The organism is Agrococcus sp. SGAir0287, assembly GCF_005484985.1.
Taxonomy (GTDB): domain Bacteria; phylum Actinomycetota; class Actinomycetes; order Actinomycetales; family Microbacteriaceae; genus Agrococcus.
Genome location: NZ_CP027942.1, coordinates 685673 through 712019, shown reverse-complemented (window position 1 = coordinate 712019; position 26347 = coordinate 685673). Strand labels below are relative to the sequence as shown.

The 26347-nt window shown below is 71.4% G+C and carries 26 protein-coding genes, 1 tRNA gene and 1 pseudogene; 5 read left to right on the top strand and 23 right to left on the bottom strand.

What is annotated here, in order from left to right:
* Positions 1–5: 5 nt before the first annotated feature.
* Genes C1N71_RS03300 through C1N71_RS03290 form a run of 3 tightly spaced genes read right to left on the bottom strand, consistent with a single transcriptional unit; the run spans position 6 to position 3252 of the window.
* Complete coding sequence (locus tag C1N71_RS03300; RefSeq protein WP_137755110.1) at positions 6–2210, bottom strand: MMPL family transporter; 2205 nt, start codon at positions 2208–2210, stop codon at positions 6–8.
* Positions 2207–2770, bottom strand: a complete 564-nt coding sequence (locus tag C1N71_RS03295; protein ID WP_137755109.1) for an isochorismatase family protein — start codon at positions 2768–2770, stop codon at positions 2207–2209. The genes C1N71_RS03300 and C1N71_RS03295 overlap by 4 nt, the downstream gene beginning before the upstream one ends.
* A gap of 53 nt (positions 2771–2823) precedes the next feature.
* On the bottom strand, positions 2824–3252 hold the full coding sequence (locus C1N71_RS03290) for a MarR family winged helix-turn-helix transcriptional regulator (RefSeq protein WP_254678078.1): 429 nt from the start codon (positions 3250–3252) through the stop codon (positions 2824–2826).
* Positions 3253–3295: 43 nt separating this feature from the next.
* Between C1N71_RS03290 and C1N71_RS03285 the strand changes: the two genes are divergently transcribed.
* Entirely contained in the window at positions 3296–3532 is a 237-nt protein-coding gene (locus C1N71_RS03285) for a hypothetical protein (protein ID WP_137755108.1), read from the top strand.
* A 42-nt stretch (positions 3533–3574) separates the two neighbouring features.
* Here the strand turns inward: C1N71_RS03285 and C1N71_RS03280 are convergent.
* Positions 3575–3650 (bottom strand) — tRNA-Thr (locus tag C1N71_RS03280).
* A 152-nt stretch (positions 3651–3802) separates the two neighbouring features.
* On the opposite strand from C1N71_RS03280, the gene C1N71_RS03275 reads away from it, so the two are divergent.
* Positions 3803–5518, top strand: a complete 1716-nt coding sequence (locus C1N71_RS03275) for an ABC transporter ATP-binding protein (RefSeq protein ID WP_137755107.1) — start codon at positions 3803–3805, stop codon at positions 5516–5518.
* A gap of 97 nt (positions 5519–5615) precedes the next feature.
* Here the strand turns inward: C1N71_RS03275 and C1N71_RS03270 are convergent, their stop codons facing one another.
* From C1N71_RS03270 to C1N71_RS15245, 11 genes and pseudogenes are all read right to left on the bottom strand, one after another.
* Positions 5616–6572: an ABC transporter permease gene (locus C1N71_RS03270; protein WP_137755106.1), complete on the bottom strand. Its 957-nt coding sequence runs from the start codon at positions 6570–6572 to the stop codon at positions 5616–5618.
* Positions 6569–7573 (bottom strand): ABC transporter permease, encoded by a 1005-nt coding sequence (locus C1N71_RS03265; protein ID WP_137755105.1) that lies wholly within the window; start codon positions 7571–7573, stop codon positions 6569–6571. The genes C1N71_RS03270 and C1N71_RS03265 overlap by 4 nt, the downstream gene beginning before the upstream one ends.
* A 77-nt stretch (positions 7574–7650) precedes the next feature.
* Positions 7651–9321, bottom strand: a complete 1671-nt coding sequence (locus C1N71_RS03260) for an ABC transporter substrate-binding protein (RefSeq protein ID WP_137755104.1) — start codon at positions 9319–9321, stop codon at positions 7651–7653.
* Positions 9322–9499: 178 nt separating this feature from the next.
* Positions 9500–10096 carry a TetR/AcrR family transcriptional regulator gene (locus tag C1N71_RS03255; protein ID WP_137755103.1) on the bottom strand — a complete coding sequence of 199 codons (597 nt, stop codon included), beginning with the start codon at positions 10094–10096 and terminating at the stop codon, positions 9500–9502.
* Between the two features lie 43 nt (positions 10097–10139).
* Positions 10140–11735, bottom strand: coding sequence for an alpha/beta hydrolase (locus C1N71_RS03250; RefSeq protein ID WP_137755102.1), 1596 nt, complete (start codon positions 11733–11735; stop codon positions 10140–10142).
* Between the two features lie 54 nt (positions 11736–11789).
* On the bottom strand, positions 11790–12941 hold the full coding sequence (locus C1N71_RS03245) for a DNA polymerase III subunit delta' (RefSeq protein WP_137755101.1): 1152 nt from the start codon (positions 12939–12941) through the stop codon (positions 11790–11792).
* Between the two features lies 1 nt (position 12942).
* Entirely contained in the window at positions 12943–13572 is a 630-nt protein-coding gene (gene tmk / locus C1N71_RS03240) for a dTMP kinase (protein WP_137755100.1), read from the bottom strand.
* Positions 13572–16286 carry a type I DNA topoisomerase gene (gene topA, locus C1N71_RS03235; RefSeq protein WP_175414076.1) on the bottom strand — a complete coding sequence of 905 codons (2715 nt, stop codon included), beginning with the start codon at positions 16284–16286 and terminating at the stop codon, positions 13572–13574. Before topA ends, tmk begins: the two co-directional genes overlap by 1 nt.
* 69 nt (positions 16287–16355) lie before the next feature.
* Positions 16356–16736, bottom strand: a complete 381-nt coding sequence (locus C1N71_RS03230) for a helicase (protein WP_137755098.1) — start codon at positions 16734–16736, stop codon at positions 16356–16358.
* Positions 16733–17056, bottom strand: coding sequence for a TadE family type IV pilus minor pilin (locus C1N71_RS03225; RefSeq protein ID WP_137755097.1), 324 nt, complete (start codon positions 17054–17056; stop codon positions 16733–16735). Before C1N71_RS03225 ends, C1N71_RS03230 begins: the two co-directional genes overlap by 4 nt.
* Positions 17053–17163 (bottom strand): annotated as a pseudogene (locus tag C1N71_RS15245) (DUF4244 domain-containing protein); the annotation flags it as partial. The gene C1N71_RS03225 and the pseudogene C1N71_RS15245, both read right to left, overlap by 4 nt.
* Before the next feature lie 24 nt (positions 17164–17187).
* On the opposite strand from C1N71_RS15245, the gene C1N71_RS03215 reads away from it, so the two are divergent.
* Positions 17188–18939 carry a recombinase family protein gene (locus tag C1N71_RS03215; RefSeq protein WP_137755096.1) on the top strand — a complete coding sequence of 584 codons (1752 nt, stop codon included), beginning with the start codon at positions 17188–17190 and terminating at the stop codon, positions 18937–18939.
* A gap of 100 nt (positions 18940–19039) precedes the next feature.
* On the opposite strand, the gene C1N71_RS03210 is transcribed toward C1N71_RS03215, so the two are convergent.
* Both C1N71_RS03210 and C1N71_RS03205 read right to left on the bottom strand, forming a co-directional pair.
* Entirely contained in the window at positions 19040–19522 is a 483-nt protein-coding gene (locus C1N71_RS03210; protein WP_137755095.1) for a hypothetical protein, read from the bottom strand.
* An 84-nt stretch (positions 19523–19606) separates the two neighbouring features.
* The gene (locus tag C1N71_RS03205) at positions 19607–20812 is read right to left on the bottom strand and encodes a DGQHR domain-containing protein (protein ID WP_137755094.1); all 1206 of its coding nucleotides are present in this window, start codon (positions 20810–20812) and stop codon (positions 19607–19609) included.
* A 140-nt stretch (positions 20813–20952) separates the two neighbouring features.
* On the opposite strand from C1N71_RS03205, the gene C1N71_RS03200 reads away from it, so the two are divergent.
* On the top strand, positions 20953–21345 hold the full coding sequence (locus C1N71_RS03200) for a (deoxy)nucleoside triphosphate pyrophosphohydrolase (protein ID WP_137755093.1): 393 nt from the start codon (positions 20953–20955) through the stop codon (positions 21343–21345).
* Here C1N71_RS03200 and C1N71_RS03195 read toward each other — a convergent pair.
* Complete coding sequence (locus C1N71_RS03195) at positions 21338–22420, bottom strand: hypothetical protein (protein WP_137755092.1); 1083 nt, start codon at positions 22418–22420, stop codon at positions 21338–21340. The genes C1N71_RS03200 and C1N71_RS03195 overlap by 8 nt on opposite strands.
* A 172-nt stretch (positions 22421–22592) precedes the next feature.
* Here C1N71_RS03195 and C1N71_RS03190 point away from each other — a divergent pair, with 172 nt between their 5' ends.
* A complete protein-coding gene (locus C1N71_RS03190) occupies positions 22593–23288 on the top strand; it encodes a hypothetical protein (protein ID WP_137755091.1) in 696 nt (231 codons plus the stop codon).
* A gap of 119 nt (positions 23289–23407) precedes the next feature.
* On the opposite strand, the gene C1N71_RS03185 is transcribed toward C1N71_RS03190, so the two are convergent.
* The 5 genes from C1N71_RS03185 to C1N71_RS03170 form a co-directional block, all read right to left on the bottom strand.
* Positions 23408–24088 carry a recombinase family protein gene (locus C1N71_RS03185; protein ID WP_137755090.1) on the bottom strand — a complete coding sequence of 227 codons (681 nt, stop codon included), beginning with the start codon at positions 24086–24088 and terminating at the stop codon, positions 23408–23410.
* A 41-nt stretch (positions 24089–24129) separates the two neighbouring features.
* Entirely contained in the window at positions 24130–24291 is a 162-nt protein-coding gene (locus tag C1N71_RS14870) for a hypothetical protein (protein ID WP_175414075.1), read from the bottom strand.
* 455 nt (positions 24292–24746) lie between these two features.
* Positions 24747–25094 (bottom strand): hypothetical protein, encoded by a 348-nt coding sequence (locus tag C1N71_RS03180; protein WP_137755089.1) that lies wholly within the window; start codon positions 25092–25094, stop codon positions 24747–24749.
* Positions 25091–25654 carry a hypothetical protein gene (locus C1N71_RS03175; RefSeq protein WP_137755088.1) on the bottom strand — a complete coding sequence of 188 codons (564 nt, stop codon included), beginning with the start codon at positions 25652–25654 and terminating at the stop codon, positions 25091–25093. The genes C1N71_RS03180 and C1N71_RS03175 overlap by 4 nt, the downstream gene beginning before the upstream one ends.
* A gap of 14 nt (positions 25655–25668) precedes the next feature.
* Positions 25669–26250, bottom strand: a complete 582-nt coding sequence (locus tag C1N71_RS03170) for a hypothetical protein (protein ID WP_137755087.1) — start codon at positions 26248–26250, stop codon at positions 25669–25671.
* Positions 26251–26347 lie beyond the last annotated feature (97 nt).

Sequence of the window (26347 nt, the reverse complement as noted above, 5' to 3'; positions counted from 1 at the left end):
CGACGTCAGTCCTTCGGCGTCGACCGCGACAGCCGCGACGGCCACCACGTCGCACGCCCGATGTCGAGCGCGAGGGCGGGCACGAGCAGCGAGCGCACGAGCACGGTGTCGATGAGCACGCCGAGCGCCACGATGATCGCGATCTGCAGCAGGAAGAGCACGGGGATGACCCCGAGCGCCGCGAAGGTCGCCGCGAGCACGACGCCCGCCGAGGTGATGACGCTGCCCGTGACCCTGAGGCCGGTGAGCACGCCCTCGCGATGGCCGAGCCGCAGCGCCTCCTCGCGCACCCGCGTCATGAGGAAGATGTTGTAGTCGACGCCGAGCGCCACGAGGAACACGAACGAGAACAGCGGCACCGACGGGTCCATCGCCTCGCGCCCGATCGCGTGGAGGATGAGCGCGCCGACCCCGAGCGCGGTCCCGAACGACAGCACGGTCGTCAGGATGAGGAGGATCGGGGCGACGATCGCCCGCAGCAGCAGCGCGAGGATCACGAGGATGACACCGAGCACGATGGGGATGATGAGCGCCCGGTCGTGGATGGCGGTGTCGTTCGTGTCGACGGCCGTCGCGGTGGTGCCGCCGACGAGCGCGTCCGAGAGGTCGGCGTCCGCGAGCGCGGCGCGCAGGTCGCGCACCGTCTGCTGCGCCGCATCCGAGTCGGGGGCCGCGTCGAGCGTGAGCTGCAACAGCACCTGGCCGTCGACGACCTGCGGCTCGCCCATCGGCATCCCGGGCACGGGCTGCGCGTCCCCGACGGGCACCGTGCCGCCCGGCGCGTCCTCGCTCGTCGCCGCGACCGCGTCGACGCCGTCGACACCCGCAGCGACGCTCGCGACCGCGTCGAGGTCGCCCTCGGGCGCGAGCACGTAGGTGGGCGCGCCGGAGCCGCCGGGGAAGTGGTCGGAGAGCACCTGCTGGCCGTCGCGCGCCTGCGAGGCGCCGACGACGAACTCGCTCGAGGGCACGCCGTTCGCCTGCAGCTGCGTCATGCCGACGGCGCCGGCCGCGAGCACGACGGCGGTCACGATCCAGACGGGTCGCGGGCGACGGCCGACGAGGCCGGCGACGCGCGCCCAGAGGCCGACGCGCTCGCGGCGCGCGTGCGTCGGCGCGTGCTCGTGCGCACCGTGGTGCCGCGGCATGACGGGCCAGAACGCGACGCGGCCGACGGCGTAGAGCAGCGCCGGCAGCATCGTGAGGCCCGCGAGCAGCGCCATGGCGATGCCGATGGCGGCGACGGGACCCAGCTGCCGGTTCGACTGCAGATCCGACAGCAGCAGGCACAGCAGGCCGGCGATCACGGTGCCGCCCGAGGCGAGGATCGGCTCGAACGAGCCCTTCCACGCCGCGACCGTCGCATCCCATCGCCTGGCGTGCTGCGTGAGCGCCTCGCGGTAGCGCGCGGTGTAGAGCAGCGCGTAGTCGGTGGCCGCGCCGACGACGAGGATGAACAAGATGCCCTGCGTCTGCCCGCTGAGCTGCAGGATGCCCGCCTGCGCGAGCGCGAAGACCACGAGGATCGCGAGGCACAGCGCCGCAACCGACGTCAGCAGCACGAGGATCGGCAGCAGCGGCGAGCGGTAGACGACGATGAGGATGACGAGCACGGCGGCGAGCGCGACGAGCAGCAGGATGCCGTCGATGCCGCCGAAGGCCTCGGCGATGTCGGCGGCGAAGCCCGCCGGCCCCGTGACGGCGCCCGTGAGGCCGTCGGGCGCGTCGGCGACGAGCGCGCGGATGGCCTCGACGGCCGCGTCGACCGTCTCGGAGTCGCTCGAGTCGACGACGGCGACGATCTGCACCGCCTCGCCGTCCTCGCTCGGGATCGCGGGCGAGGCCTCGACGACGCCGTCGACGCCGGCGACGTCCTCCGCGAGCGTCTGCGCGTCGGCGAGCTGCGCGTCGCTGAGCGCGCCGTCGCCCTCGAGCACGACGATCGCGGGGATGCGGTCGGCCCCGAGGAAGCCGGGCAGCGCCTCCTGCACGGCCGTCGCGTCGGCCGACTGCGGCAGGAAGGCCGCCTGGTCGTTCTCGACGACCTCCTCGAGCCTGCCGAACGTCGGGCCGCCGACGCCGAGGGCCGCGAGCCAGCCGACGATGAGCACGGCGGGGATGAGGGCTCGCAGCCAGCGCGGCACGCGGGAGCGCGTGGGAGCGGGCGCCGGGCGGGCGTCGGATCGCTCGGCGGGGGCGGGGGCGCTCATCGGACGGCGACGCCGGCGTCGGCGAGCTCGGTGAGCGCGGCGGCGCGCGTGCCGGGGGCGACGGCGGCCGTCAGCGCGTCGACGACCGTGACGGTCGGCACGACGGGCAGGCCGTCGAGCGCGGAAGCCTTCACGCAGTGGTCGGTCGCGATGCCGACGACGACGAGCTCGTCGATGCCGCGCTCGTCGAGCACCGAGGCGAGCGTCGCGCCGTCCTCCGTCTCGCCCTCGAACGCCGAGTAGGCCGGCTCGCCCTGACCCTTGTAGACGTGCACGTCGACGAGGCTCGCGTCGAGCGCGGGGTGGTACTCCGCACCGGGCGTGCCCGCGACGCAGTGGACGGGCCAGGTGTCGATGAAGTCGGGCTCGCCGGTCGCGAAGTGCCCGCCGTTGTCGTCGTCGCCGTGGTGCCAGTCGCGGCTCGCGACGACGAGGTCGTAGTCGCTCTCGCGCACGTGCTCGGTGATCGCAGCCGCGACCGCGGCGCCGCCGGCGCACGCGAGGGCACCGCCTTCGGTGAAGTCGTTCTGGACGTCGACGATGAGGAGCGCTCTGGCCATGGAGCAGATACTACGCTGGCTGACGATCTTCCGCGACCCCGAGCACGGCCGGATCAGGACCAGCGCTCGGCGCTCAGCGCCCGCACGATCTGCAGGAGCTGCGCGCGCAGCAGGTCGGGGTCGTCGACGGCCGGCACGGCGCTCGTCTCGAGCGACCACGCGCGCGTCCACGCCGCCTCCCCGGCCGGCGTGCGCGTCACGAGCCGCGAGCGTCGATCCCTCGGGTCGGGCGTCCGCTCGACGTGCCCCTCGCGCTCGAGCCGCTCGAGGGTGCGGGACATCGTCTGCACCTCGACGCGCGCGCGGCGGGCGATCTCCGCCTGCGCGAGCGGACCGTCGGCGAGCAGGTCGAGCACGATGAGCCCCGCATGCGTGATCCCGACGCCCTGCAGCGTGTCGTGCCATGCGTGCTCGACCATGCGCGCCGCCGTCGCGAGCAGGCGACCCGTGGGCCAGTGCTGCATGTCGGGGGCGTCGGGCACGGCTCTCACCGTATCCCCGATCGCCGCGGGGAGCGTGCTCGGCATGGATCGCACTGCCCTGCGTCGCGCGCAGCGCGCCCTGCGTCGCCCGCGCCATGTCGGCAGCCTCGCCACGGCGGTCGTCGTCGGCGTCCTCGCGACGATCGCGCTGCCGTCCGCGGCACCCATCGCCGTGCCGATCGCCGTCGCGGGCGCCGCGATGCTCGCGCTCGTCGCGTGGCCGCTCGGCCCAGGCGGCACGACCGGCTCGCTCCGTCGCGAGCCCACGCTGCCGGAGTGATCGACGACGAAGGCCCCCGCTCACGCGGGGGCCTTCGTCCTGTGGAGCCACCTAAGGGAATCGAACCCTTGACCTATTCATTACGAGTGAATCGCTCTGCCGACTGAGCTAAGGTGGCGTGCGCCGCACGGCGGCACGATCAGCAATGCTAGCGCATCCTCGCGGCGCCGCGAACCGCATCCGGGTCCGCTCGGGGCGCGAAGGCTACGGTCGTGTGACGATCCGCGCTGCAGCGCCGCGCGGCACGATCCGCTGCGGCAGGATGGCGGGATGAGCGAGCCCGCCGCCGAGCCCGTCGAGCCCCACGTGGACGACGCCGCAGCCGCATCCGCCCCTGCCGCCTCCCCCGCGAACGCGGACGAGCACGTGCCGCTGCTGCGCGTGCGCGACCTGCAGGTGACGTTCCGCACGATGGCGGGGACGGTCGAGGCCGTGCAGCACGTCTCGTTCGACGTCGAGCAGGGCGAGACCGTCGCGATCGTCGGCGAGTCGGGCTCGGGCAAGTCGACCACGGCGATGGCGATCATCCGCCTGCTCGCCTCCAACGCCACCATCGCGGGCGGCTCGATCCAGCTCGACGGGCGCGAGCTCGTCGGACTGTCGGAGGCGCGGATGCGCAGCCTGCGCGGCGCGGAGATCGGCATGGTGCCGCAGGATCCGATGTCGAACCTCAACCCCGTCTCGAAGATCGGCACGCAGGTCGCCGAGACGCTGCTCGTGCACAGGAAGGCCACGCGCCGCGACGTGGGCACGAAGGTCGTCGAGGCGCTGTCGGCCGCGGGCCTGCCCGACGGCGAGCACCGCGCGAACCAGTACCCGCACGAGTTCTCGGGTGGCATGCGCCAGCGCGCGCTCATCGCGATCGGGCTCGCGTGCGCGCCGCGCCTGCTCATCGCCGACGAGCCGACGAGCGCCCTCGACGTCACCGTGCAGCGCACGATCCTCGACCAGATCGACGCGCTGACGCGCGAGCTCGGCACGAGCGTGCTGCTCATCACCCACGACCTCGGCCTCGCCGCCGAGCGCGCGTCGAAGGTCGTCGTCATGCACCGCGGCCGCGTCGTCGAGGCCGGCCCCGCATCCGAGATCCTCACGAACCCGCAGCACGAGTACACGAAGGCGCTCGTCGCCGCGGCGCCCTCCGTGGCGGCTGCGCGTGCCGAGGTCATCGAGCACGGCGCCGAGGGTGCCCAGGCCGCCGCCTCCGACGACCTCGTCGTCGTGCAGGGGCTCACGAAGGTCTACCCCGTGCGCGGTGGCGAGGACTTCACCGCCGCCAAGGACGTGTCGTTCACGATCCCCCGCGGTCGCACGGTCGCGATCGTCGGCGAGTCCGGCTCCGGCAAGACGACGACGGCGCGCATGCTGCTGAAGGCCGTCGAGCCCACCTCCGGCTCCATGCTGTTCGAGGGGCAGGAGATCGCGGACCTGAAGGGCGACGCGCTGCGCTCGTTCCGGCAGCGGGTGCAGCCCGTCTTCCAGGATCCGTACTCGTCGCTCAACCCGTCGTTCACGATCGGGCGCATCGTCGGCGAGCCGCTCGACGCGTACCGGCGTGGATCGCGCGCCGAGCGCCGCGCTCGCGTCGCCGAGCTCATGGATCAGGTGGCGCTGCCGCAGTCGATGCTGCGGCGCTACCCCGGCGAGCTCTCCGGCGGCCAGCGGCAGCGCGTCGCGATCGCGCGCGCGCTCGCGCTCAAGCCCGACCTCGTCGTGTGCGACGAGCCCGTCTCGGCGCTCGACGTGCTCGTGCAGTCGCAGATCCTGCATCTGCTCGGCGAGCTACAGCGCGAGCTCGGCCTGTCGTACCTCTTCATCTCGCACGACCTCGCCGTCGTGCGGCTCATCAGCGACCACGTCGCCGTGATGCAGCACGGCGAGATCGTCGAGCAGGCGCCGAGCGAGGAGCTCTTCCAGAACCCGCGGCATCCCTACACGCGGCAGCTGCTGGCATCGATCCCCGGCGCGGAGCTCGGCGCGGCCTGACGCGTCGCCGATTGGCCACTTCTGACGCTCGAGTGGGCAGTGCTGGTTTGCTCCACGGCGTGTCGCGAACCAGTACTGCCCAATCAGCGACGCAGCGCTATGCCTTCCGCTGACGCGGGTCGAGCGCCTCGCGCAGCGACTCGCCGAAGAGCGTGAACCCGAGCGCCGTGATCGCGATGCAGATGCCCGGCAGGAACGCCAGATGCGGCGCGATCGCGAGCTCGTTCTGCGCGTACGTGAGCATGCGACCCCACTCGGCCGTCTCGGGGCGACCGCCGCCGAGGCCGAGGAAGGACAGCGCCGCCGCGTCGATGACGGCCGTCGCGAGCGCGAGCGTCGCCTGCACGACGACGGGGCCGAGGGAGTTCGGCAGCACGTGGCTCATCGTGATCGTGCGTCGCGACAACCCGAGCGTCTGCGCAGCGAGCACGTAGTCCGCCGAGCGCTGCTGCAGCATCGACGATCGCAGCAGCCTGGCGAAGATCGGCACCTGGCTCGCGCCGATGGCGATCATGACGGCCGCAGGGGTCTGCCCGAGCACCGCCGCGATCGAGACGGCGAGGAGCAGGTTCGGCACCGACAGCAGGATGTCGACGACGCGCATGACGAGGTTGTCGACCCAGCCGCCGAACCCGGCGGCGACGAGGCCGAGCAGCATGCCGCCCACGAGGCCGAGCGCCGTGGAGACGAGGCCGATGAGCAGCGACGCCTGCGCGCCCCAGATGAGCTTCGACAGCACGTCGCCGCCGAAGCGGTCGAGGCCGAGCGGGAACTGCGCGAGCTCGCCCGGCACGGGGATGTGCGTGGGCGTGATGTCGGCTCGGCCCGGCAGCGCCGTGCCGGCGTACGGCGCGAGCACGGGGGCGAGGATCGCGACGAGCACGAAGAGCGCGACGATGGCGGCACCGGCGATCGCCTGCGGGTTGCGCCGCATCCTGGCGAACGCGGCGCCCCACACGCTCGTGCCGGCCTCGCGCGGCGCAGGACCGCCCTTCGGCTCCTGAGGCTCCGGCGCGATGCTCGCGTCGCTGGCGGGAGGGAGGACGGCGCTCACTGGACACGCACCCTTGGGTCGATGAACGAGTAGCTGACGTCGACGATCAGGTTGATGAGGGCGTAGCCGATCGCGATGAAGAGGATGAAGCCCTGCAGCACGGGGAAGTCGCGCGCGAAGATCGACGAGGCGAGGAACTGCCCGATGCCCGAGAACGCGAAGACGGTCTCGGTGAGCACGGCGCCCGAGATGAGCAGGCCGACCTGCAGGCCGATGGTCGTCACGACCGGCAGCATGGCGTTGCGCAGCACGAAGCGGTCGCGGATCGTCGACTCGAGGATGCCCTTCGCGCGCGCCGTGCGCACGTAGTCGGCGCCGAGCACGTCCAGCACGCTCGCGCGTGTGATGCGCACGATGATCGCGAGCGGGATGGTGCCGAGGGCGATGCCCGGCAGCACGAGGTGCAGGAAGGCATCCCACGCGGCGTCGAGCTCGCCCGTGAGCAAGCCGTCGAGCACCCAGAACCCCGTGAAGTGCGTGGCGTCGATGCGCGGATCCTGCCGGCCGTCGGGCGGGAACCAGCCGAGCTGCACCGCGAAGACGTACTTGAGGATGAAGGCCAGGAAGAACACCGGGATGACGATGCCCATGAGGCTCAGCACGACCGAGCCGTGGTCGACGAGCCGACCGTAGTGCTTCGCGGCGAAGTAGCCCAGCGGGATGCCGATGATCACCGCGAAGAGGATCGCGAAGGTCGCGAGCTCGAGCGTCGCCGGGAAGCGCCTGGCGAACTCCTCGAGCACGGGGCGCCCGGTCTCGATCGAGACGCCGAAGTCGCCCGTGAGCAGTCGCCCCATGTAGGTGACGTACTGCTCGAGCACGGGGCGGTCGAAGCCGTAGAGCGCGTTGATGCGCTCGACCGCCTCGGGGGTGGCGCGCTCGCCGAGGAGCGCGGTGGCGGGTCCGCCCGGGAGGGCGCGGACCCACAGGAAGAGCAGCAGGCTCAGGCCGACGAGGGTCGGGACGAGGAGCAGCAGCCGCTTGCCGATGACGCGGAGCACACGGGCCTTTCGTCAGGTGCGGCGGGAGGGGCGCTGCGCAGCGCCCCTCCCGCCGATGGTCGAGATGGACCTCGTGGCTACGAGTTCAGCTCGATCATGTTGAACACCTCGTCGTTCACCGGGCTCGTCGGGTACGAGTCGACGCGATCGGAGAACGCCAGCGACGGCGCGGGGTGCGCGAGCGGCACGCCCGGGATGAAGGTCGCGACCTCCTCGTTGATGGCCTCGTAGAGCGGGATCTGCTCGTCGAGGTCCGGGATGCCGCGCGCCTCGGCGAGGTCGGCGAACAGCTGCTCGTTGTCGAAGCCCCACTCGTTCGACTGACTGCCGAAGAAGACGCCGAGGAAGTTGTCGGTGTCGTTGTAGTCGCCGGTCCAGCCGAGCAGGTGCAGGCCGTGATCCGAGCCGCCCTGGATGCGGTCGAGGTAGTCGGGCGACCACGCGTTCGGCTGCGGGTCGACCGTGATGCCCACCTCCTCGAGCTGGGCGGAGATGTTCGTGAAGATCTCCTCCGGGTTCGGCATGTACGGACGCGACACGTTCGTCGGGTAGTTGAACTGGATCGTGAAGCCATCCGGGTAGCCCGCCTCGGCGAGCAGCTCGCGCGCGCCCTCGGGGTCGTACGGGTACTCGGTGACCTCGTCGTTGTAGCCCGCGACCGACGGCGGGATGAACTGGTTGGCGACCTCGGTGCCCTCGGGCAGCGTCTGCGACACGAGCTGGTCGCGGTCGATCGCCATCGTGATGGCCTGGCGCACGCGCACGTCCTGCAGCTCGGGCACCTGCTGGTTCATGCCGAGGTAGAGGATCGTGAAGGGGTCGCGCGACTCGATGAGGTAGCCGTCGTCCTCGAGCGCAGCCGCGTCGGCGGGGCTCACGAGGTCGTAGCCGTCGATGTCGCCGGCCTCGAGCGCCTGGCGGCGCGCGGTCGGGTCGTCGATCACGCGGAAGATGATCTCCTGCACGTCGCCCTGCTCGCCCCAGTAGTCGTCGTAGGCGCTCAGCTGCACCTGCGAGCCGACCTCCCACGAGTCGAACGCGAAGGGGCCGGTGCCCACGGGGTGGCCCTGCGCGTACTCCGAGAGCGTGGGAGCCTCCTCGGTGCCGCCGACGGCGTCGGCGTCGTACTCCTGCAGCGCCGTCGGCGACTGCATCGCGAAGGCGGGCAGCGACAGCGCCGCGATGAAGCCGGCGAACGGCTTGGCGAGCGTCACGGTCGCGACGAGGTCCTCGTCGGCCGAGCACGACGCGTAGACCGCGTCCTCGGGGCTGTCGGCGTAGCCCTTGAAGAGGCTCGTGTAGTAGTAGGCCATGCTCTCGGCCTGCGCGACGCCCTCGAAGTTGTACCAGCGGTCGAAGTTGAAGCAGACGGCCTCGGCGTCGAACGCGGTGCCGTCGTGGAAGGTCACGCCGTCCTGCAGCTGGAAGGTGTAGGACAGGCCGTCGTCCGACTGGTCCCACTCGGTCGCGAGCAGTGGCGCGGGGTCGGCGGTGCCGGGCTCGACGCCGACGAGGCCCTCGAAGATCTGCCGCGAGACGCGGAACGACTCGCCGTCGCTCGCGAAGGCGGGGTCGAGGCTCGCGGGGTCGCTCGACGCGGCGAAGACGAACGTCGAGTCGACGCCGTCCTCTCCGCCGGCGCCGGGCTCGTCGCGCTCGCTCTGCACGCAGCCGACGAGTGCGACGACTGCTGCGGTGCCGCCGGCGAGCGCCGCGATGGCGCGGCGCCGGGATGCGGGTCGGGACACGGTGACCTCCTGGGTCTGGTGCTGTGACGGGCGTACGGCGGAGCCGACCGGTCGGCGGCATCGCACGCGTTCCGACGTACGCTACCCGCGCTCGCGAGCCGTGATCGGCCGTATCGCCAGGTCGTGACCGGACCGTGACACGCGGAACGCCGGACGCCACGGCCCCGTCGCGTCGGCCTCAGACCTGCACGGCCTCCCGCACCATGCGCCGCACCTCGTCGAACGTCGCGCGCACGGCGTCGTCGAGCGACTCGGCGCCGGCGCGATCGACCCAGCGCATCCAGCCCGCACGCAGCGCGCCCATGGCGATGAGCGCGGCGATGCGACCGCGCTCATGGGGCCGATCCGAGCCGTCGAGCCGCGCCCGCCGCTCGGCGAGCCGCACGAGCTGCTGCTCGATCTCGTGGCTCTGCACCATGCGGCGCGCGAACAGCTCGGGGTGCTGCCGCATGACGTCGCGGCGCAGCAGGATGAGGTCGCGATCGAGCTCGCGGTCGCCCAGCACGCGCAGCGCCGTCGTCTCGAGCATGTCGAGCAGGTCGGCGCCGACGGCGGGATCGGCGTCCTCGGGGAAGCGCATGGGTTCGCCCACGAGCGCCTCGTCGCGGGTCGGGAAGTAGTTGAAGAAGGTGCGAGGGCTCACGTCGGCGCGCTCGGCGATCGCGTCGACGGGAGGGTGGAGGTCGCCGCGCTCGAGCGCGAGCTCGAGGGCGGCGCGCTGGATCGCCGCGCTCGTGCGGCGGCGCTTGCGTGCGCGCAGTCCGTCGTCCGTCATGCCTCCATTGTTGCAGTGCCTGCAACCTTGCAGCGAATCGGGCTCAGCAGTCCAGGTCGGCCGTCGGTGCCGTGCCCGTGAGGAAGTACTCGTTCACGGGGTCGTCGACGCACGCGTCGCCCTGGTTGTACTGCGAGTGCCCCTCGGCGTCGACCGTGATGAGCACGCCGCTCTCCAGCTGGTCGGCGAGCGAGACGGACTGCTCGTAGGGCGTCGCGGGGTCGTTGAGGCCGCCGATGACGATGATGGGCTCGGCGCCGGGGGCCGTGATGACGTGGGGCTCGCGCGTCGCCGCGAACGGCCAGGCGGCGCACGTCGACATGCCCGAGAACTGCCGCCACAGCGTCGGCGCCACCTGCTGGATCTCGGCGGCGTTCGCCCGCACCTCGTCGAAGTCGGTCACGGCCGGCGCGTCGAGGCAGTTGACGCCGATGAGCGCCTCGAACGAGTTGTCGGCGAAGGTGCCGTCGGGGTTCACGCCGTAGTAGCGATCCGCCTGCGCGAAGGCCGAGTCGGGGTCGCCGGCGAGCACGTCGGCGAACACGGTCCGCAGCGTGCCCCACTGCTGCTCGGCGTAGAGGTTCGCGGCGATCGCCGTGAACATCGCGCTCGAGCCGAGCCTGCGGCCGTCGGAGGCGTCGAGCGGCGACGCGTCGAGGTCCGACAGCAGCGTGCCCACCTGCTGCATGCCGCCGTCGACGTCGCCAGCCGTGAAGGGGCAGTCGCCGGAGCCGAGGCAGTCGGCCATCCAGTTGCGCAGGGCGAGCTCGAAGCCGCCCGCCTGGAAGCGCGTGCCGTCCGCGTCGGTCGCGTCGGGCGCGACCGCCGCGTCGAGCACGAACCGGCCCACGTGCTCGGGGAAGAGGTCGGCGTACGTCGCGCCGAGCAGCGTGCCGTACGAGACGCCCAGGTACTGCAGCTGCTCCTCGCCGAGCAGGGCGCGCATGAGGTCCATGTCGCTCGCGGCCTGCTCCGTGCCCATGAACTCCAGCGCCTCGCCCGTGAACTGCAGGCAGGCGTCGCCGAACGCGGCGGCGTCGTCGAGCTGCTGCTGCAGCGCCTCGTCCGAGAGCGGATCCGCCGGGCGGTCGTCGGGGATCTCCCACAGGTAGTCGTAGAGCGTGCGCGGGTCGTCGTAGCACGTGATGGGCGTCGAGCGGCTCACGCCGCGAGGGTCGAAGCCCACGAGGTTGTAGTGCTCGAGCACCGAGGGGGCCACGAGGTACTCCCCGTACTGCTCCACGTAGTCGAGGCCGGATGCGCCGGGGCCGCCGGGGTTGTAGAGCATCGAGCCCCAGACCTCGCCGTCCGCGGGTCGCACGATGAGGCTCACCTCGATCGAGCGGCCGTCCTCGGGCGTGAACCAGTCCATCGGGGCGTCGATCGTGCCGCACGTCATGCCGCCGGCGCACAGCGTCCAGTCCACGTCCTGCGTGTAGTACGGCGCGAGTGCCGCCTCCACGTCCTCGCCCGTGGGCGTGAAGTCGAGCGGCTGACCGGCCTGCGGGGTCGAGGGACCGGGCCCGCCGGACGCGCCCGGCGCGATCGGCGGCGGCAGCACGATGCATCCGGAGAGCGCGACCGCGACGGATGCCGCGAGCGCGATCACGCAGGTGCCGCGACGGAGCCTCGATGCCATGATGGTCCCTTCGTCCGCGCTCATGCTACGGCCGGACGCACAGGCTCGCGGTGCTCAGCGCGGATCCGGCGCGGCGACGACGACGAGCAGCGCCTCGAGCGCGAGGAGCGCCGGCACGTTCGCCTCGACGCGCTCGCGCGCGAGCTGGATCGCGTCGAGCACGGCGAGCGTGTCCTCGGGCCGTCGCCCGCCGGCGGCCTGCTCGATGCGGGGCCGCTGCGCCTCGTTGACGAGCTCGTGCGCGACGCCCAGCTGCGTGAGGAGGATGTCGCGGAAGAGCGAGAGCAGGTCGACGAGGATGCGGTCGACCCCGTCGCGCAGCCCGCGCTTGGCGCGCTCCTTCTGCACCGTCTCCAGCTCCCGCAGCTGCCTGCGCAGCTGCGGCGGCACGGTGCCGCCCGGCGCGATGCCCATCTGCCGCAGCGCCTGCTCGCGCTCGGCGGCATCCTGATCGGCGCCGAGCGCCTCCGCGTCGGCGCCGGCGATCTCGACGTAGCGTGCGGCGGCGAGCACGGCGTGCCCAGCGGTCTGCACGCGCAGCGCGATGTCGAGCGTCTCCGCTCGGCGAGCGCGCGCCTCGTCGTTCGTCGCGAGCCTGCGCGCCATGCCGATGTGGCTCTGCGCCTCGCGTGCGACCTGCGCGGCGAGCCCGGGGTCCACGCCGTCGCGCTCGACGAGCAGACGGGCGACGGCCTCGGGGTCGGGCACGCCGAGCGCGACGGTGCGCACGCGGGAGCGGATGGTGGGCAGCAGGTCGGACTCGCCGGGCGCGCAGAGGATCCAGACGGTGTCCTCCGGTGGCTCCTCGAGGGCCTTCAGCAGCGTGTTCGACGTGCGCTCGACCATGCGATCGGCGTCCTCGACCACGACGACCCGATGACGAGACGAGGCGGGCGACAGCGACGCGCGCTGCACGGCGTCGCGTGCGGCGTCGATCTTGATCGTGACGCCCTCGGTCGCGAGCACCACGAGGTCGGGATGCGTGCGCGCCGCCACCTGGATGGCGACGCGCTCGTCGATCGTGCCCGGCGGCGACAGCAGCGCCGTCGCGAACGCGAAGGCGAGGTTCGAGCGCCCCGAGCCGGGCGGCCCCGTGATGAGCCATGCGTGCGTCATCGCCGACGTGCCCGGCGACGCAGCGGCTCGGCGCAGCGTCGCGACGGCGTCGTCCTGACCGATGATCTCGCCCCAGGGATCCGCCGCCATCTCAGCGCTCCAGCAGGCTCGCGACGCGCTCGCGCACGACGGCGTGGATCGCGTCCGGCGCACCGGCCGCGTCGACGACGAGGAAGCGCTCGGGCTCGGCGGCCGCGAGCGCGAGGTACTGGTCGCGCACGCGCACGTGGAAGTCGTCCGGCGCCTCCTCGAGGCGGTCGTACGGCGCATCCTCGCGTGCGGCCATGCGACGCCGACCCTCGGCGGGGTCGAGGTCGAGCAGGATCGTGAGGTCCGGCAGCAGGTCGTCGACGGCCCACAGCGACAGGTCGCGCACCTCGTCGGCGCCGAGCACGCGCCCCGCGCCCTGATAGGCGACGGACGAGTCGAGGTAGCGGTCCTGCAGCACCACGTCGCCGCGCTCGAGGGCCGGGCGCACGAGCGTCGCGACGTGATGCGCGCGGTCGGCGGCGTACAGCAGCGCCTCCGCGCGCGGCGCGACGTGGCCGCGCCGATGCTGCACGAGGTGCCGGATCTCGACGCCCAGGTCGGTGCCGCCGGGCTCGCGCGTCGTCACGACCGTGCGACCCGCATCCCGCAGCCACGCCGCGAGCAGCGCCGACTGCGTCGACTTGCCCGCGCCGTCGCCGCCCTCGAGCGTGAGGAAGAGCCCGCGCGCCACTACTGCTTCTTGGCGGGCGTGCGGCGCTTCGCGGGCGCCTTGCGCGCCGGCTTCTTCGCAGGGCCCTTCTCGCGCTTGATCTGCAGCAGCTCGACCGCACGCTCGAACGTGACCGCCGCGACGTCCTCGCCGCGCGGGATGGTCGCGTTCGTCTCGCCGTCCGTCACATACGGGCCGAAGCGGCCGTCCTTCACCTTGATCGGCTTGCCGCTGACCGGATCCGCGTCGAACTCGGCGAGCGCCGACGACTGCCGCCGGCCGCCGTACTTCGGCTGCGCGAGCCGCTCGATCGCCTGCTCGAGCGTGATCGTGAAGATCTCGTCCTCGCTGTCGAGCGAGCGCGTCTCGGTGCCCTTCGTGATGAAGGGGCCGTAGCGGCCGTTGCGCACCGTGATGGGCGTCTCGGTCTCGTCGGCGGGGTCGACGCCGATCGTGCGCGGCAGCGACAACAGCTGCACGGCCGTGTCGAGGTCGATCGTCTCCGGCGACATGCTCTGGAAGAGGGATGCCGTGCGCGGCTTCGGCGGCTTGGGCGCCTTCTTCGGCTTGCCGGTCTTCGTGAGCTCGGGCTCGGCCGGGGTCTCGGGCTCCGGCTCGAGCTCCTGCACGTAGGGACCGAAGCGACCGTCCTTCACGACGATCGTCTTGCCGGTCTCGGGGTGCACGCCGAGCACGCGCTCCTCGACGGGCGGCGCGTCGAGCAGCTCCTTCGCGCGAGCGAGCGTCAGCTCGTCGGGCGTGAGCTCATCCGGCACGTTGGCGCGCTGGATCGTGCCCTGCTCGTCGATGCGCTCGAGGTACGGCCCGTACTGGCCGACGCGCAGCGTGATGCCCTCGCCGAGGTCGATGGAGTTGACGGCGCGCGCGTCGATCTCGCCGAGGTTGCCGACGACGTCGCGCAGCCCCGGCTTGCCGTCGTGGCCGCGGTAGAAGCGCTCGAGCCACTCGACACGGTCGGCCTCGCCATCGGCGATGCGATCGAGGTCGGCGAGCATCTCGGCCGTGAAGTCGTAGTCCACGTACTGGCCCAGGTGCTCCTCGAGCAGGTTCATCGTCGCGAACGCGATCCACTCGGGCACGAGCGCGCCGCCGCGCACCGACACGAACCCGCGCCGCACGATCGTGTCGATGATCGACGCGTACGTCGACGGGCGGCCGATCTCGAGCTCCTCGAGCGCCTTGACGAGGCTCGCCTCCGTGTAGCGCGGCGGCGGCGTCGTGACGTGGTCCTTGCGCTCGAGGCTCGTCAGCCCCAGGCGGTCCTTCGCCTGCACGTCGGGCAGCGTCGCATCCTGCTCGGCGTCGTCGGCGTAGCGATCGACGTCCTTGCCCTCCTCGTACGCCTGCAGGAAGCCCGGCTCGGTGATGACGGTGCCGGATGCCGTGAACTCGGCGACGCCGCGGCTCGTCCTGCCCGAGGCGATCGTGATGGTCGCGGTCTGCCCGGTCGCATCGATCATCTGGCTCGCGACGGTGCGCTTCCAGATGAGGTCGTAGAGCCGCTGCTCGTTGTCGGTGAGCCTGCCAGCGAGCGACTTCGGCGTCTGGAAGGCGTCGCCGGCGGGCCGGATGGCCTCGTGCGCCTCCTGCGCCGACTTCGACTTGCCCGAGTAGAGCCGCGGGGCCTGGGGCACGGCGCCGTCGCCGTACAGCGAGACGGCCTGCGCCCGCGCGGCCGAGATGGCCTGCGCCGAGAGCGACGGCGAGTCGGTGCGCATGTAGGTGATGTAGCCGTTCTCGTAGAGCGACTGCGCGACCGACATCGTCTGCTTCGCCGAGAAGCGCAGCTTGCGCCCGGCCTCCTGCTGCAGCGTCGACGTCGTGAAGGGCGCCGACGGGCGGCGGCGGTAGGGCTTCGACTCGACGCTCGCGACCTCGAAGGTCGACGCCTCGAGCTCGGTGGCGAGCGCCTCGGCGCCCTCCGCGTCGAGCACGGTGCGCACGCCCTTCACCTGGCCGCGGTCGTCGAAGTCGGAGCCGGTGGCGACGCGCGCCCCGTCGAGGCGCACGAGCCGCGCCGGGAAGTGCTTGCCGTCGGCGTCGAACGTCGCGGCGAGGCTCCAGTAGGCGGCGGGCACGAACGCCATGCGCTCGCGCTCGCGGTCGACGATCAGGCGCGCCGTGGGCGACTGCACGCGGCCGGCCGACAGCCCCTGCCGCACCTTGCGCCACAGCACGGGGCTCACCTCGTAGCCGTAGAGGCGGTCGAGGATGCGGCGGGTCTCCTGCGCGTCGACGAGGTCCATGTCGAGCTCGCGCGTGTTGTCGCGGGCGTGCTCGATGGCCTCCTTCGTGATCTCGTGGAAGACCATGCGCTGCACCGGCACCTTGGGCTGCAGCACCTCGAGGAGGTGCCATGCGATGGCCTCGCCCTCGCGGTCCTCATCCGTCGCGAGGATGAGCTCGTCGGCGTCCTTGAGGGCGCGCTTCAGCTCGGTGACCGTCTTGCGCTTGTCGTCGTTGACGACGTAGTAGGGCTCGAAGCCAGCATCGACGTCGACCGCGAACTTGCCGAACGGCCCCTTCTTCATGTCCGCCGGGAGGTCGCGAGGGCTCACCAGGTCGCGGATGTGCCCGACGGAGGCCATGACCTTGTAGCCCTCGCCGAGGTAGCGCTCGATCGTCTTGCCCTTCGCAGGGCTCTCGACGATGACGAGCTTCGTGCCGTCTGCCAACGCTCTTGTCCTTCCCGCTGACGCGCCCTCACCATACATGCGCCGTCGGACGGGCTCCCGCACCGGGCGGGCGGCGTTCGCCGCTGGCGTGCGACGCGCGGCGCCCGGTCACGGGGCAGCATCCGCGCCGGGCGCCGGACCCGCGACGGCCGTCGCGCGCAGCGGAGCGCCGGACGCGTCGGCGACGACGACCCTCGCGGTGAGCCCGTCGAGCGCGCACGCGGCGAGCACGGCGCCGTTCGCCTCGGCGACGAGCGCGGCACGACCGCACGGGTCGGCAGCGACCCAGCCGGCTGCGGCGTCGGCCGCGGCGAGCGCCGCCGCGTCGGCCGCGCCGTCGAGCCGCGCCGACGCCACGACGAGGGCGCACGCCGCGAGCGCAGCCCCGGCCGCCACGACGGCGGCGGCGACGATCGCGAGCGCCAGCACGGCACCCGCGCCACGCTCGTCGGCGAGCCTGTCGCGCCGGTCGCCGACCGCCCGCGTCACCGGCCGCCCGCGTCCGCGCAGCTCGAGGCGGCGAGCGGCAGGACCCCGCCGAGCGCGCTGCCCCGCAGGGTGACGCAGACGACCTCGCCCGACGCCGCGACCTCGAGCGCGACGTCGCCGACGAAGGGCTCGGGTGCATCGCCGCGCGCGACCGCGCGCGCCGCATCCGCCGCCGCGTCCTGCAGCGCGACCTGCCTCGCGGCCGCGCCGACGCCGCCGATCGCGAGCGCCGCGACGACGACGACCGCGGGCAGCGCGACAGCGAGCTCGGCGGTGACCGCGCCGCGCTCGTCGCGCACGCCGCCCGCGCGCCGCGTCACTGCTGCACGGTCAGCGCGCGCTGCACCATGTCCGTGAGGATCTGGCGCACCTCCTCGCTGCGCAGGATCACGACGAGCAATCCCGCGAAGCCGACCGCCGCGACGGTGGGTGACGGTGGCACACTTAGTGCATGAGCCCTAGGCCGCGCCGCGCATTCGCATACGCCCGCCAGTCTGTCGGGAGTGACGAGGGGATCAAGCAGCAGCGGAAGGCGCTTCGCAAGTACGCCAAACGCAACCGTTGGGAGATCGTCGCGGAGTACGCCGACAACGATGTGAGCGCCAGCCGCGACCGTGGGGACGGCACCGGTTGGGCTCAGATGCTGGCCGGGCTCGCGGCGGGCGAGGCGTCCGCCGTCCTCTGCACGGAGCCCTCGCGCTTGATGCGGCGACTCCGAGACCTTGTGGACCTCCGCGACACGGGCGCGCGGCTCATCGCGACTCGGAAGGGCCTCGACTCGGGTACGTCCGGCGGTGGCTGGATGTGGAGCCAGTTGGTCGTCATGGCCGAGCATGAGATCGAACAGAAGGAGGAGCGCCGAGTGCCGTTCGCTCGCGAGCGTCACAAGGCCGGGCACCCGACGCCGGGCGAGCCGCCCTATGGGTACGCGTGGATCTCAGCGAAGGATCGAGGCAAGAAGGGCCGACGCTGGCGGGTGGTTCCGTCCGAGGCTGCGGTCGTGCGGTGGGCGTTTCTGCGCGCGGCGTGGGAGGTCGAGCGCGGCCCGGTTGATGGGGCTCCCGTGCCAAACCTCGCCGCCATGTGCCGAGCCCTGAACGCGAAGGATCGCCACACTCGCTCGGGAGCCGTCTGGCGCTCGGCGACGCTCCGCCGCATGCTCGTCAATCCCGTCTACGCCGGGCTCTTGCAGCCGCGCCGAGAGGACCGCCTGACGCTGGAGACCTCGACGGGCCGTGAGCGTCGCGGGGCGGAGACATTCGACCCTGCCGACGGCACGCCGGGGCTCTGGGATGCGCTCGTGACGGTCGAGACCGTCACGGCGCTGCGGTCGGCGCTGCTCGATCCCCGGCGTACACGCAACGGCGGCAACGTCGCCCGCCGCTGGCCGCTCTCCGGACTCGCGACGTGCTCCACGTGCTCGGTACCCGTGCGCTCGGGCGTCGACCGGCAGCGGAAGCGCGTGTACCGGTGCCCCGCCGGGCACCTGACTCGATCGGGCCCGCTGCTCGACGAGTTCGCTCGGGCGCTTGCGATCTGGAGACTGTCTCAGCCCGACGCGCACGGACTCGTCAGGCCCGCCGACGGTACCGACCTCGACGCCCTTGACCGGGAGCGAGTCGACCTCACGGGCCGCCGGGATCGACTCGTCGATGCGCTCGCCGAGGGAGTGTTGACGCGCGAGGAGATCGGGCCCCGCTTGGACGACGTGCGGGCTCGGCTCGCCGACCTAGAGGAGCGCTGGGGCCGCGCCGTCAAGCCCTCCCCGCTCTCCGGACTGCTCGGCGCGGATGACGTCGCCGCACGCTGGGACGCGCTGCCCGCGACGGCTCAGCATGCCGCGCTGGGAGCCCTCCTGCGAGTCCAGCTGGAGCCCGTCGGCAAGGGCGTTAGGGCTCGCACATTCGACGATCTGGCGGGCTCCGTGCTAGTCGAATGGGTCGAGAGCGATGCCGTCGAGCAAGCGGCCCGGGCGCATCATGAGCGCGCGCAAGCGGCATGGCTGGCCGGCGAGTTCCCGACGCTCAGCGACGCGCTCGACGCGACGGAAGATGACTGGCAGACGTACCCGACCCGCCTGCCGGTGCCCACGCCCGCCGATCTCGCGAGCATCGTGCCTCGGTTCGTCGGCGGGCTCGGCGACGATACCCGCGGCACGCTCGGCGCTGCGCTCAGCCGTGCGGAGCCAACCACCGAGCCCTAGCCGGCGATCCCGATCGAGACACGCCGCGCAGTGGCTTCGGAAAGCAAGCAAACCCCGCCGCGGCGAGTGTGGAGCCGCCGCGCTCGCGATGCCGACGCTTTCACTGCTGCAGCCGGTGGAAGCTCTGGCACGCTTTCGACCACGTTTGCAGCGGCGTCAGCACGTCCACGATCAGTTGCCCGGCTAGCCGGGTCTCGTAGCCCTCGACGTACGGCTCCCACTGTCTGCGGAGCACGCCCCAGGCGTCCACGTCCGACCATGGCAGCCACCGCCGCTCTCCCCAGTCGATCGGGAAGACGATCGGGAACTGCAGCCCGCCGGGCGTCGCGAGCGGCACCATGCCGTGCATGACGGCGTTGCGGATGATGAACGCACCGTCGAGGAGCACGCGGAGATCGGACAGCCCCATGTCGTCGAGGTAGGCGTCGTGGTTGATCTTGCGCATGCGCTCGTCCAGCGCCGCTGCCCAGACGCACGCCGTCAGCACGTGATGGATCTCGACCTCGCGCTCGTAGCCGTAGTGCCGCTGGAACGCTTCGTCGATCGCCTGCGCGGCGAAGTCGACGGCGGGAGGGGCGAGCATTGATGCACGCTACAGCGAGCTCGGTGAGACGGCCGAAGGCCGGCTCAGAGAGCCGGCCTTCGTGGACGTTGCAGTCGTGTCTGCCTAGAGGTTCAGGTCGTCCGTGGCGCGAGGGATGAGCGCCTGGATCCTGATTGCCAGACGCTTGCGACCGGCGTCGCCAGTCCACTGGGACGCGACGCCCTGGGGACCCGACAGCCAGAAGTCGGCCCCGGTCACGTCGCGTGCGCCGTCCTCGTCCACGACCTCGCCGGTCAGCGTGGGCAGTTCGCGAAGGATCTCTGCGTAGGCCTCGGCGTCGCCGAGACGCTTGCTACGGGCTCGCAGGACCTCGATGATCTGCGGCAGGACCCGATGGAACGCGATGGCGCCCGGACCCTTCTGGAGGACGTAGTCCTTCGGCTGCTCGAACGGCTCGGGCAGGACCTGCTTGATGCCCGCCCAGTATGCATCGAGGATCACAGCGATCTGATCGGCATCAGCCTTCTTGAGGATCGGCATGGCGAGCACGGGCTGCAGCGAGCGGATGAACTGCGACAGGTTGAGGGTGAGGTTGTCTCCCGGCATCTTGCGCACGTTCGCGCGCTGGATCTTGTCAGACCACGCGCCCCCGGAGGCGGCGAGGGCGTCAGCGACGTCCGCACCCTTGATCTTCCAGTCCTGGTTCTTGACCTCGAGGAGTTCAGCCAGTTCGGAGTCCTGATCGGCCATCTTCCGCAGCAGTTCCCACGCGAGGTCGACCTTGACCGACTTCGCGTTGTTGTTGACCTCGTAGAACTCCTTCATCTCCTGGACACTGTCCAGACCGATCGTGAGGGAGATCGGGACAGGGAACTCTGCGAAGTCCTCAGCGTGCGTCTCGACCAGCTGGCCGATCGCGCCGCTGCGGTGCTGCCCGTCGTAGACGTAGAGGCTGGGCCCGTCCGCGGGGATCTCCAGCGTCCCGACTCCGATCCAGTGCTCGCCGGACTTGACCGCCCTGTTGTAGGCGGCTTCGTCCTCGATTGCGAAGGTCACCTTGTCGAGATCTCCCTCTCGCAGGTTGAGGAGGAGCGGATTCGGCATGCGCCCACCGCGGTCCCGGTAGTACTCAGCGGCCTGGCGGATGCGGAACGCCTGCGGCTCGCGCTGGTATCCCTCTCCCGACTTCGAGTCGTAGCCATCCACGGCCGCAGAGGCCGTGAGCGGCGCCGCCGAAGCGAAGCCGAGCAGCATCGGCACGCCGTGCTGGACGGCGATCGAGCCGCTGATCTTGAGTGCGCCGACCTCGGCGCTAGTCGTGTTTCCCACTGTGTGCTCCTTGCTCTCGGGGATCGATAGCTCGACTATGACAGATCTGCGATTGGAGCGCAAGTCAGATCTGCAGACAGCCGCACGAGCAGATCTGTGTCACAGATCTGTCGTTCGGCGGGCGGCGCTACGTTGTTCGAATGAGAGTCGTAGGCGCGGTGGCGGTCCGGGCGGGCAAGGTCATGGCATGCCGCCGCTCGCTCAACCGCGCGTCAGGCGGACTATGGGAGTTCCCGGGCGGCAAAGTCGAGCCAGGCGAGACTGATGCAAGCGCGCTCGTGCGGGAGCTCCGCGAGGAGTTGTCGATCGTTGGCGCCGACATCGGGGTACTCCTCGATCGCTCGACAACGCTCGTCGGGGAGCTAGCCGTCGACCTCGCCTGCTACCGGGTCGAGTTCGATGGCGAGCCGACGCTCGGTCCCGATCACGATGCGTTGGTTTGGGTCCCAGCGGCCGAGATTGGATCCCTCAACTGGGCCGCCCCCGACTTGCCGGCAGTTGCCGCGATCGTTCGCGGAGACCTGCCTACATAGGTTCGCGAACCTCAAACGACTCGGCGTCGCGGTAGGCCAGCTTGATTCCAACGCTCGCAATGAGGCTGGTGAGATCAGCGGACGGGCGTGACGGAAGCAGGATCACGGGTGATGCTTCCAGCCCGAGTGCCCGAGCACTGTGCACGTAATCGAGCACTTGGCCTATCGCCTGGCGCACGTACGCCCGAGCTGTCGACTTCTTGGCCTCGACCACCCAGCCCCGAGACTCGACGTACAGGTCAGGCTCAATCACGCCGGACTCGACGGGTAGCCGCAATCGCGACGGCAGGGTTCCTGCCCTCGTGAGCCAGCGACCGAAGTCGGCTTGGAGCTGAAACTCGACACGTGAAACAACACGCTCGCCGTAGTGCTGAGGCTCGTCCTGAGAGATCACTACGTCGGAGGCTTCGGGCGGTGTCCAGTCGAGGACGCTGACCTCTGCCGGTGCAACGCCCCCATAGCTCGGCAGAAGCTCCGACCGTGCGTCGAGCGGCACGAGATTGAAGATGATCCCCTCGCGTGGCCGGCCGTCCAAATCGGGGATCTCCTCGATCCGGTACGTGGGATCCCCCGTCGTGAATGCGCCCACGTACGTGGCCGTAACCCCGCGAGTCGTAAACATTCGGATCGTGCGACCGTTGCGCGCCGAATCTCTGATCGCGAGGTTGCCCCGCACAAACGGCTGGTCGCCGTACTGCCCCTCGCCCGTGTACGAGTACGAGCCGTCCTCTCGCAGACCCTCGAACTTGTCGTAGCCGTAGCGAGCGCCGGCCACTGGGTCAGTGAAGATCAGAATGTCCCTGATGCCGCGCGGCGTCGAAATCCCGCCCTGGCGCTGACCGCCGTACGCATAGTGCAGCTCTCGGCGCCGCACTGCATCGCCGACCTGCAAGACCCACTCGCGCGGGCCCTGTACTGGTCCGAAACGGGCAACGAGCTCCGCCGACTGCGCATCGTCGAACTCCCAGCGCGAGACACCCTCCGAAAGTCGGCCATAGAGCTCCCGCGCCACCTCTCGCACTCGCTTCTGCGATCGATTGACCTCAAGGGCGATGCTGGCCGGCGTTCTGGGCATGCTGCAGGCTAACCCGGCAGGTGGCGCAAGAGCTGGGACGCTGATGCCTAGCTGAGAAACGCCGGGCAGTGGCTCCGGAAACGGAGCGAACCACGCTGCCGCGGGCATGGAGCCGCCGCGCTCGCGATTGGCCCTCGGATGACTGCGAGCGGCGGGCCCCTACAGTGACCGCATGCGCACTCTCGCCAGCCTCGCGACAGCCTCCGCCGAGCCCGTCCCACCGGCCTCGGTGGCGGATGGCAGCGGTGACGCCTGGATTGTGCCGCTGCTCGCGTTCGTTGGTTCGATCATCGGCAGCGCGATCGTGCCCCTCTTCATCGAGTGGTGGCGCACCAAGCGAGCAGATCGAACGGCGAGCGTCGAGCAGCAGCGGAGCGATGCGATCGAAGCGCGCGAAGCACGCCAGTCTCGCCACGACGCGGCGCGTGCGCTCATCGCCAACATCGCCGAGCGTATCGAGTGCTACAGGCGCGGCGAACAGCCGCCGACCAACGCCATCGCTGAGGAGTTGAGCATCCTCGGCGACATGCGCCTACTGAGCCATCCCCACGGCTCTCAGTTCGTCAACGCTGTCGGCCTCCTCACCACCTTCCACGACGGGCCGGATCTCGTGCAGAGGATGGCGAACCGGCTGTCGATGCTCGAGGAGTATCTACCCGAATGGGTCGAGGATCCTGCGCCGAGCGATGTCCTGGCACTCGCGTTGCTCAAGCAAGCCATCCCCGCCGAACCCATTCTGCGCGCTCACTATGAGGCGATCCTGGCGTCGAGCGCCACGCTGCTGGGCGGCAAGGCGCAGGCGCGCGAGGAAGCCGAAGCGGAGCGGGCGCGAGAGGCAAGCGCAGACGGGGCCCCACCGGCCACGTAGGGCCCTCGCTGCCCGACGCGACTAGTCAGATGGGACCCGTGAGCAGTCTCATGCGTCTCTCGCGATCGGAGTCCAGCTGGATCCCTACCCGGCCCCTCCCGGGGGCCTCTGCGGCCGTCCTACGCGCGCTTGGAGCGAATGCGCTGGGCAGTCGTGGAGCGGAGCACGGCCTGCACGCTCGATGCGGCCCACGATGCGCCGCCGCGGGCCGTGGGGATGCCCTCAGCGGTGAGCGTGCGGGCGATGGCGGAGAGGCCGGTGCCACCGTCGTACATGTCGACGATGCGCTCGACGAGATCGGCGCTCAGCGTGGGCTTGCGGCCCACGTGGACGCCCTCAGCCTTGCGCTGCGCCATGCCCTCGCGGGTGCGGGCTCCGATCAACTCGCGCTCGTACTGCGCCGCGCTCGCGAGCACGTTTGCCGTGAACCGGCCAGCCGGGTCCGACGTGTCCATGTTCGGGGAGAGGAGCACCATGCCCCAGCCGCGTCGTGCTGCGCGGTCGAGGAGCCCGGCGAAGTCAGCGACCGAGCGCGACACGCGGTCCAGGCGAGTGCTGAGGAGGTAGGCGGCCTCGCCGCGGTCGAGGCGGTCGAGGGCGCTGGCGAGGCCGTCACGGCCCTTGAGGCTCTTGGCGCTCTTGCCCGCGTCCTCGACGATCTCGACGTCCCAGCCGCGGCGCTCGCCCTCGGCGGTGAGCATCGCGCGCTGCGCTGCCAGCGATGCGCCCTCGTCGGCCTGTTCGGATGTCGAGACACGGACGTACGCGAGGGCGAGGGGGCGGGCGGTGCGGCTGCTCACACCTCGATGTTACGCAAAGGGTTCCCTTTGCGCAAGCGAGGCTAGCGAGTGTCGCCGTCGGGCTCGTCGGCGAGGGTGAGCCCGCGAGCGATCCCAGCGAGGTACGCGTCTTCCGTCGGCGTGGAGATCCCCTGCTCGGCGAGGTCGGCGCGAGCAGCCTCGATGCGCTCGGCTCGGTCGGCACGCTGGGCTCTCGTCGTCATGCGGGCAGCGTAGCCGGGAGTCGCAGCAGCACGGCGGCCCACTGTTCCAGCGCCGCGAGGGCGTCGAGGTCGGCGTGTTGGCGAGCGGCGAGATCGAGCAGCGTGGCGGGCATGTCGGCTCCTGACGTGTTGGTGATGGTCGGCGGGCCCGTTCACACCCGGCTCACGGGCCCGCCGATCCTGCGGCACAGGGTCCGCAACCTCGCGTACGGACAGACAACCGACGCGAGGGGGCATGTGGGGCGGGGCCGCTGGTGTCAGCCCCAGCGGCCCCGCGAATCGACCGGCCCGAACCCCGAATGTGCGGGGCCGGTCGATGGTGGCGGCGTGGAGTCCGGGGACGATTCGGACTCGTCGGCCGCCGTTGGCCGGATCGTGGACCGCGACACCCAATCAACGGGCGACGATCCGGCGGATGATGCCGTGCAGCGGAGGAGCGGACCGCTGCACGGCGGCTAGTGCTGCCGTGCTCGTGCGAGCAGTCGGCAGAAGTCGTTGAGATCCATGAACACGTGCGTTCCCGCGTCCACGTCGTAGGAGGAGCGCTGGACGATGGCAGCGTGGATACGCGGCCCCTTGCCGGGCACGGCGTGCGCCGCTCGCAGCATCTCCGAGTGCCGGGCGCTGAGCCGCGACGAGACCGTGATGGCGACGCCCGGGATGTCGAGGATGTCGCCGATCTCGGCGGGCTCCTCACGGCTGCGGGCTCGGGCGTTCTTAAACCCGGCTGCGCGGAGGTGGTCGGCGATCTCGGTACGGAACGCGACGCCCTGGCGCACGCCGCGCTCGCCGACGCCGCTCACTTGGCAGCCTTCGTGCTCGCGCTCGCGACCTGCTCGTGCGCGTGGGCCGTCTCCCAGTCCCGACGGCGGGCGTAGAGGCGGTCGTAGAACGTCTTGTAGTCGCTCGGCGTCGGGTTCGTGGCGCGGTGGCCGTAGCGCTCGCTGAGTGCGTCGAGAGCAGCGCCGCGCTCGTCCTCGTCGGCGATCTTGAGCGCGTCGGCGCGGGCCGCCTGGCGGGCCTCTCGCCACTCGTCGGAGCCGTAGACCCACACGGGCTCCCACGACGGCCAGGGGCCCCGGCGGAAGCGCACTCCGGCGTCCAGCTGGGCCGTGAACGTGTTGTTCCCGTCGCGGTCGGTCCACATCTCGGAGGTGACGCGCTCGGGCGTGATGGTGACGTGCTCGCCCGGCTGGTAGTACCGGCCGCCGCTCTCGAAGCGGACGTAGGGCGCGCGGATGTGGATCTGGATCGGCTCGTCGAATCCCGGGTCGGCGACGGGTGCGGGCTTGGCAGCGTCGGCCGCCTCGACCATCTTGCGCGCGGCGTCGAGCAGCGCGTCGGTGGGTGCGGTGGGGCTCATGGTGTGTTCCTTCGTCAGGCGGTGATGGCGGCGAGCGGCGCACGCTCGGCGGTGGCGGTGAGGGGACGGGCTGCAGCCTCGGCACGGTCGGCGTGCTCGGCGAGCGGTCCGGCGAGATCGTCGCGGCCCTGCTCGGCGAGCGAGGCGGCGAGGGCGTGCCCGATCTCCGGGTGCTCCCACGACGTCGAGGCGATGGCCTCGAACACGGCGTCGAAGTCTCGGAGCGTCGAGAGCGTTTCGCCGTCGTCGATCCCCAGGCGGTCGGAGATCATCGCCAGCGCTCGCAGTTCAGCATCCCCGGCGCGCACGGCATCGAGCGTCCGGCCAGCCGCGTGCGCGGCCTCACGGGCGGTGCGTGCGTCGTCTGCAATGGCGGCCACTCGATCGGCGATCGAGCCGAGATCCACGCTGCGCGCTTCACTCGCGGTGCTGCGCATCTCTGGCGCGAGATGACGGCGGAAGTGACGCCCGAGCGCGTCCGGCGATTGCGCGTATCGGCGCGCAATCCGGGCGATGGGCTGCCCCTCCACGTAGGCGTGCTCGACGGCCACGCGCACGCTGGTATCCAGCGAGCAGATGGTGCAACTGCGTGCCATGTCGGGGGCTCCTAGGGCGTCTGTATTCGCGAGGCGTATGGGTGCCTGCCCCAGTACTATCGACCGCTCGAACCCGTTTCGTGCACGGCGCTCGCGA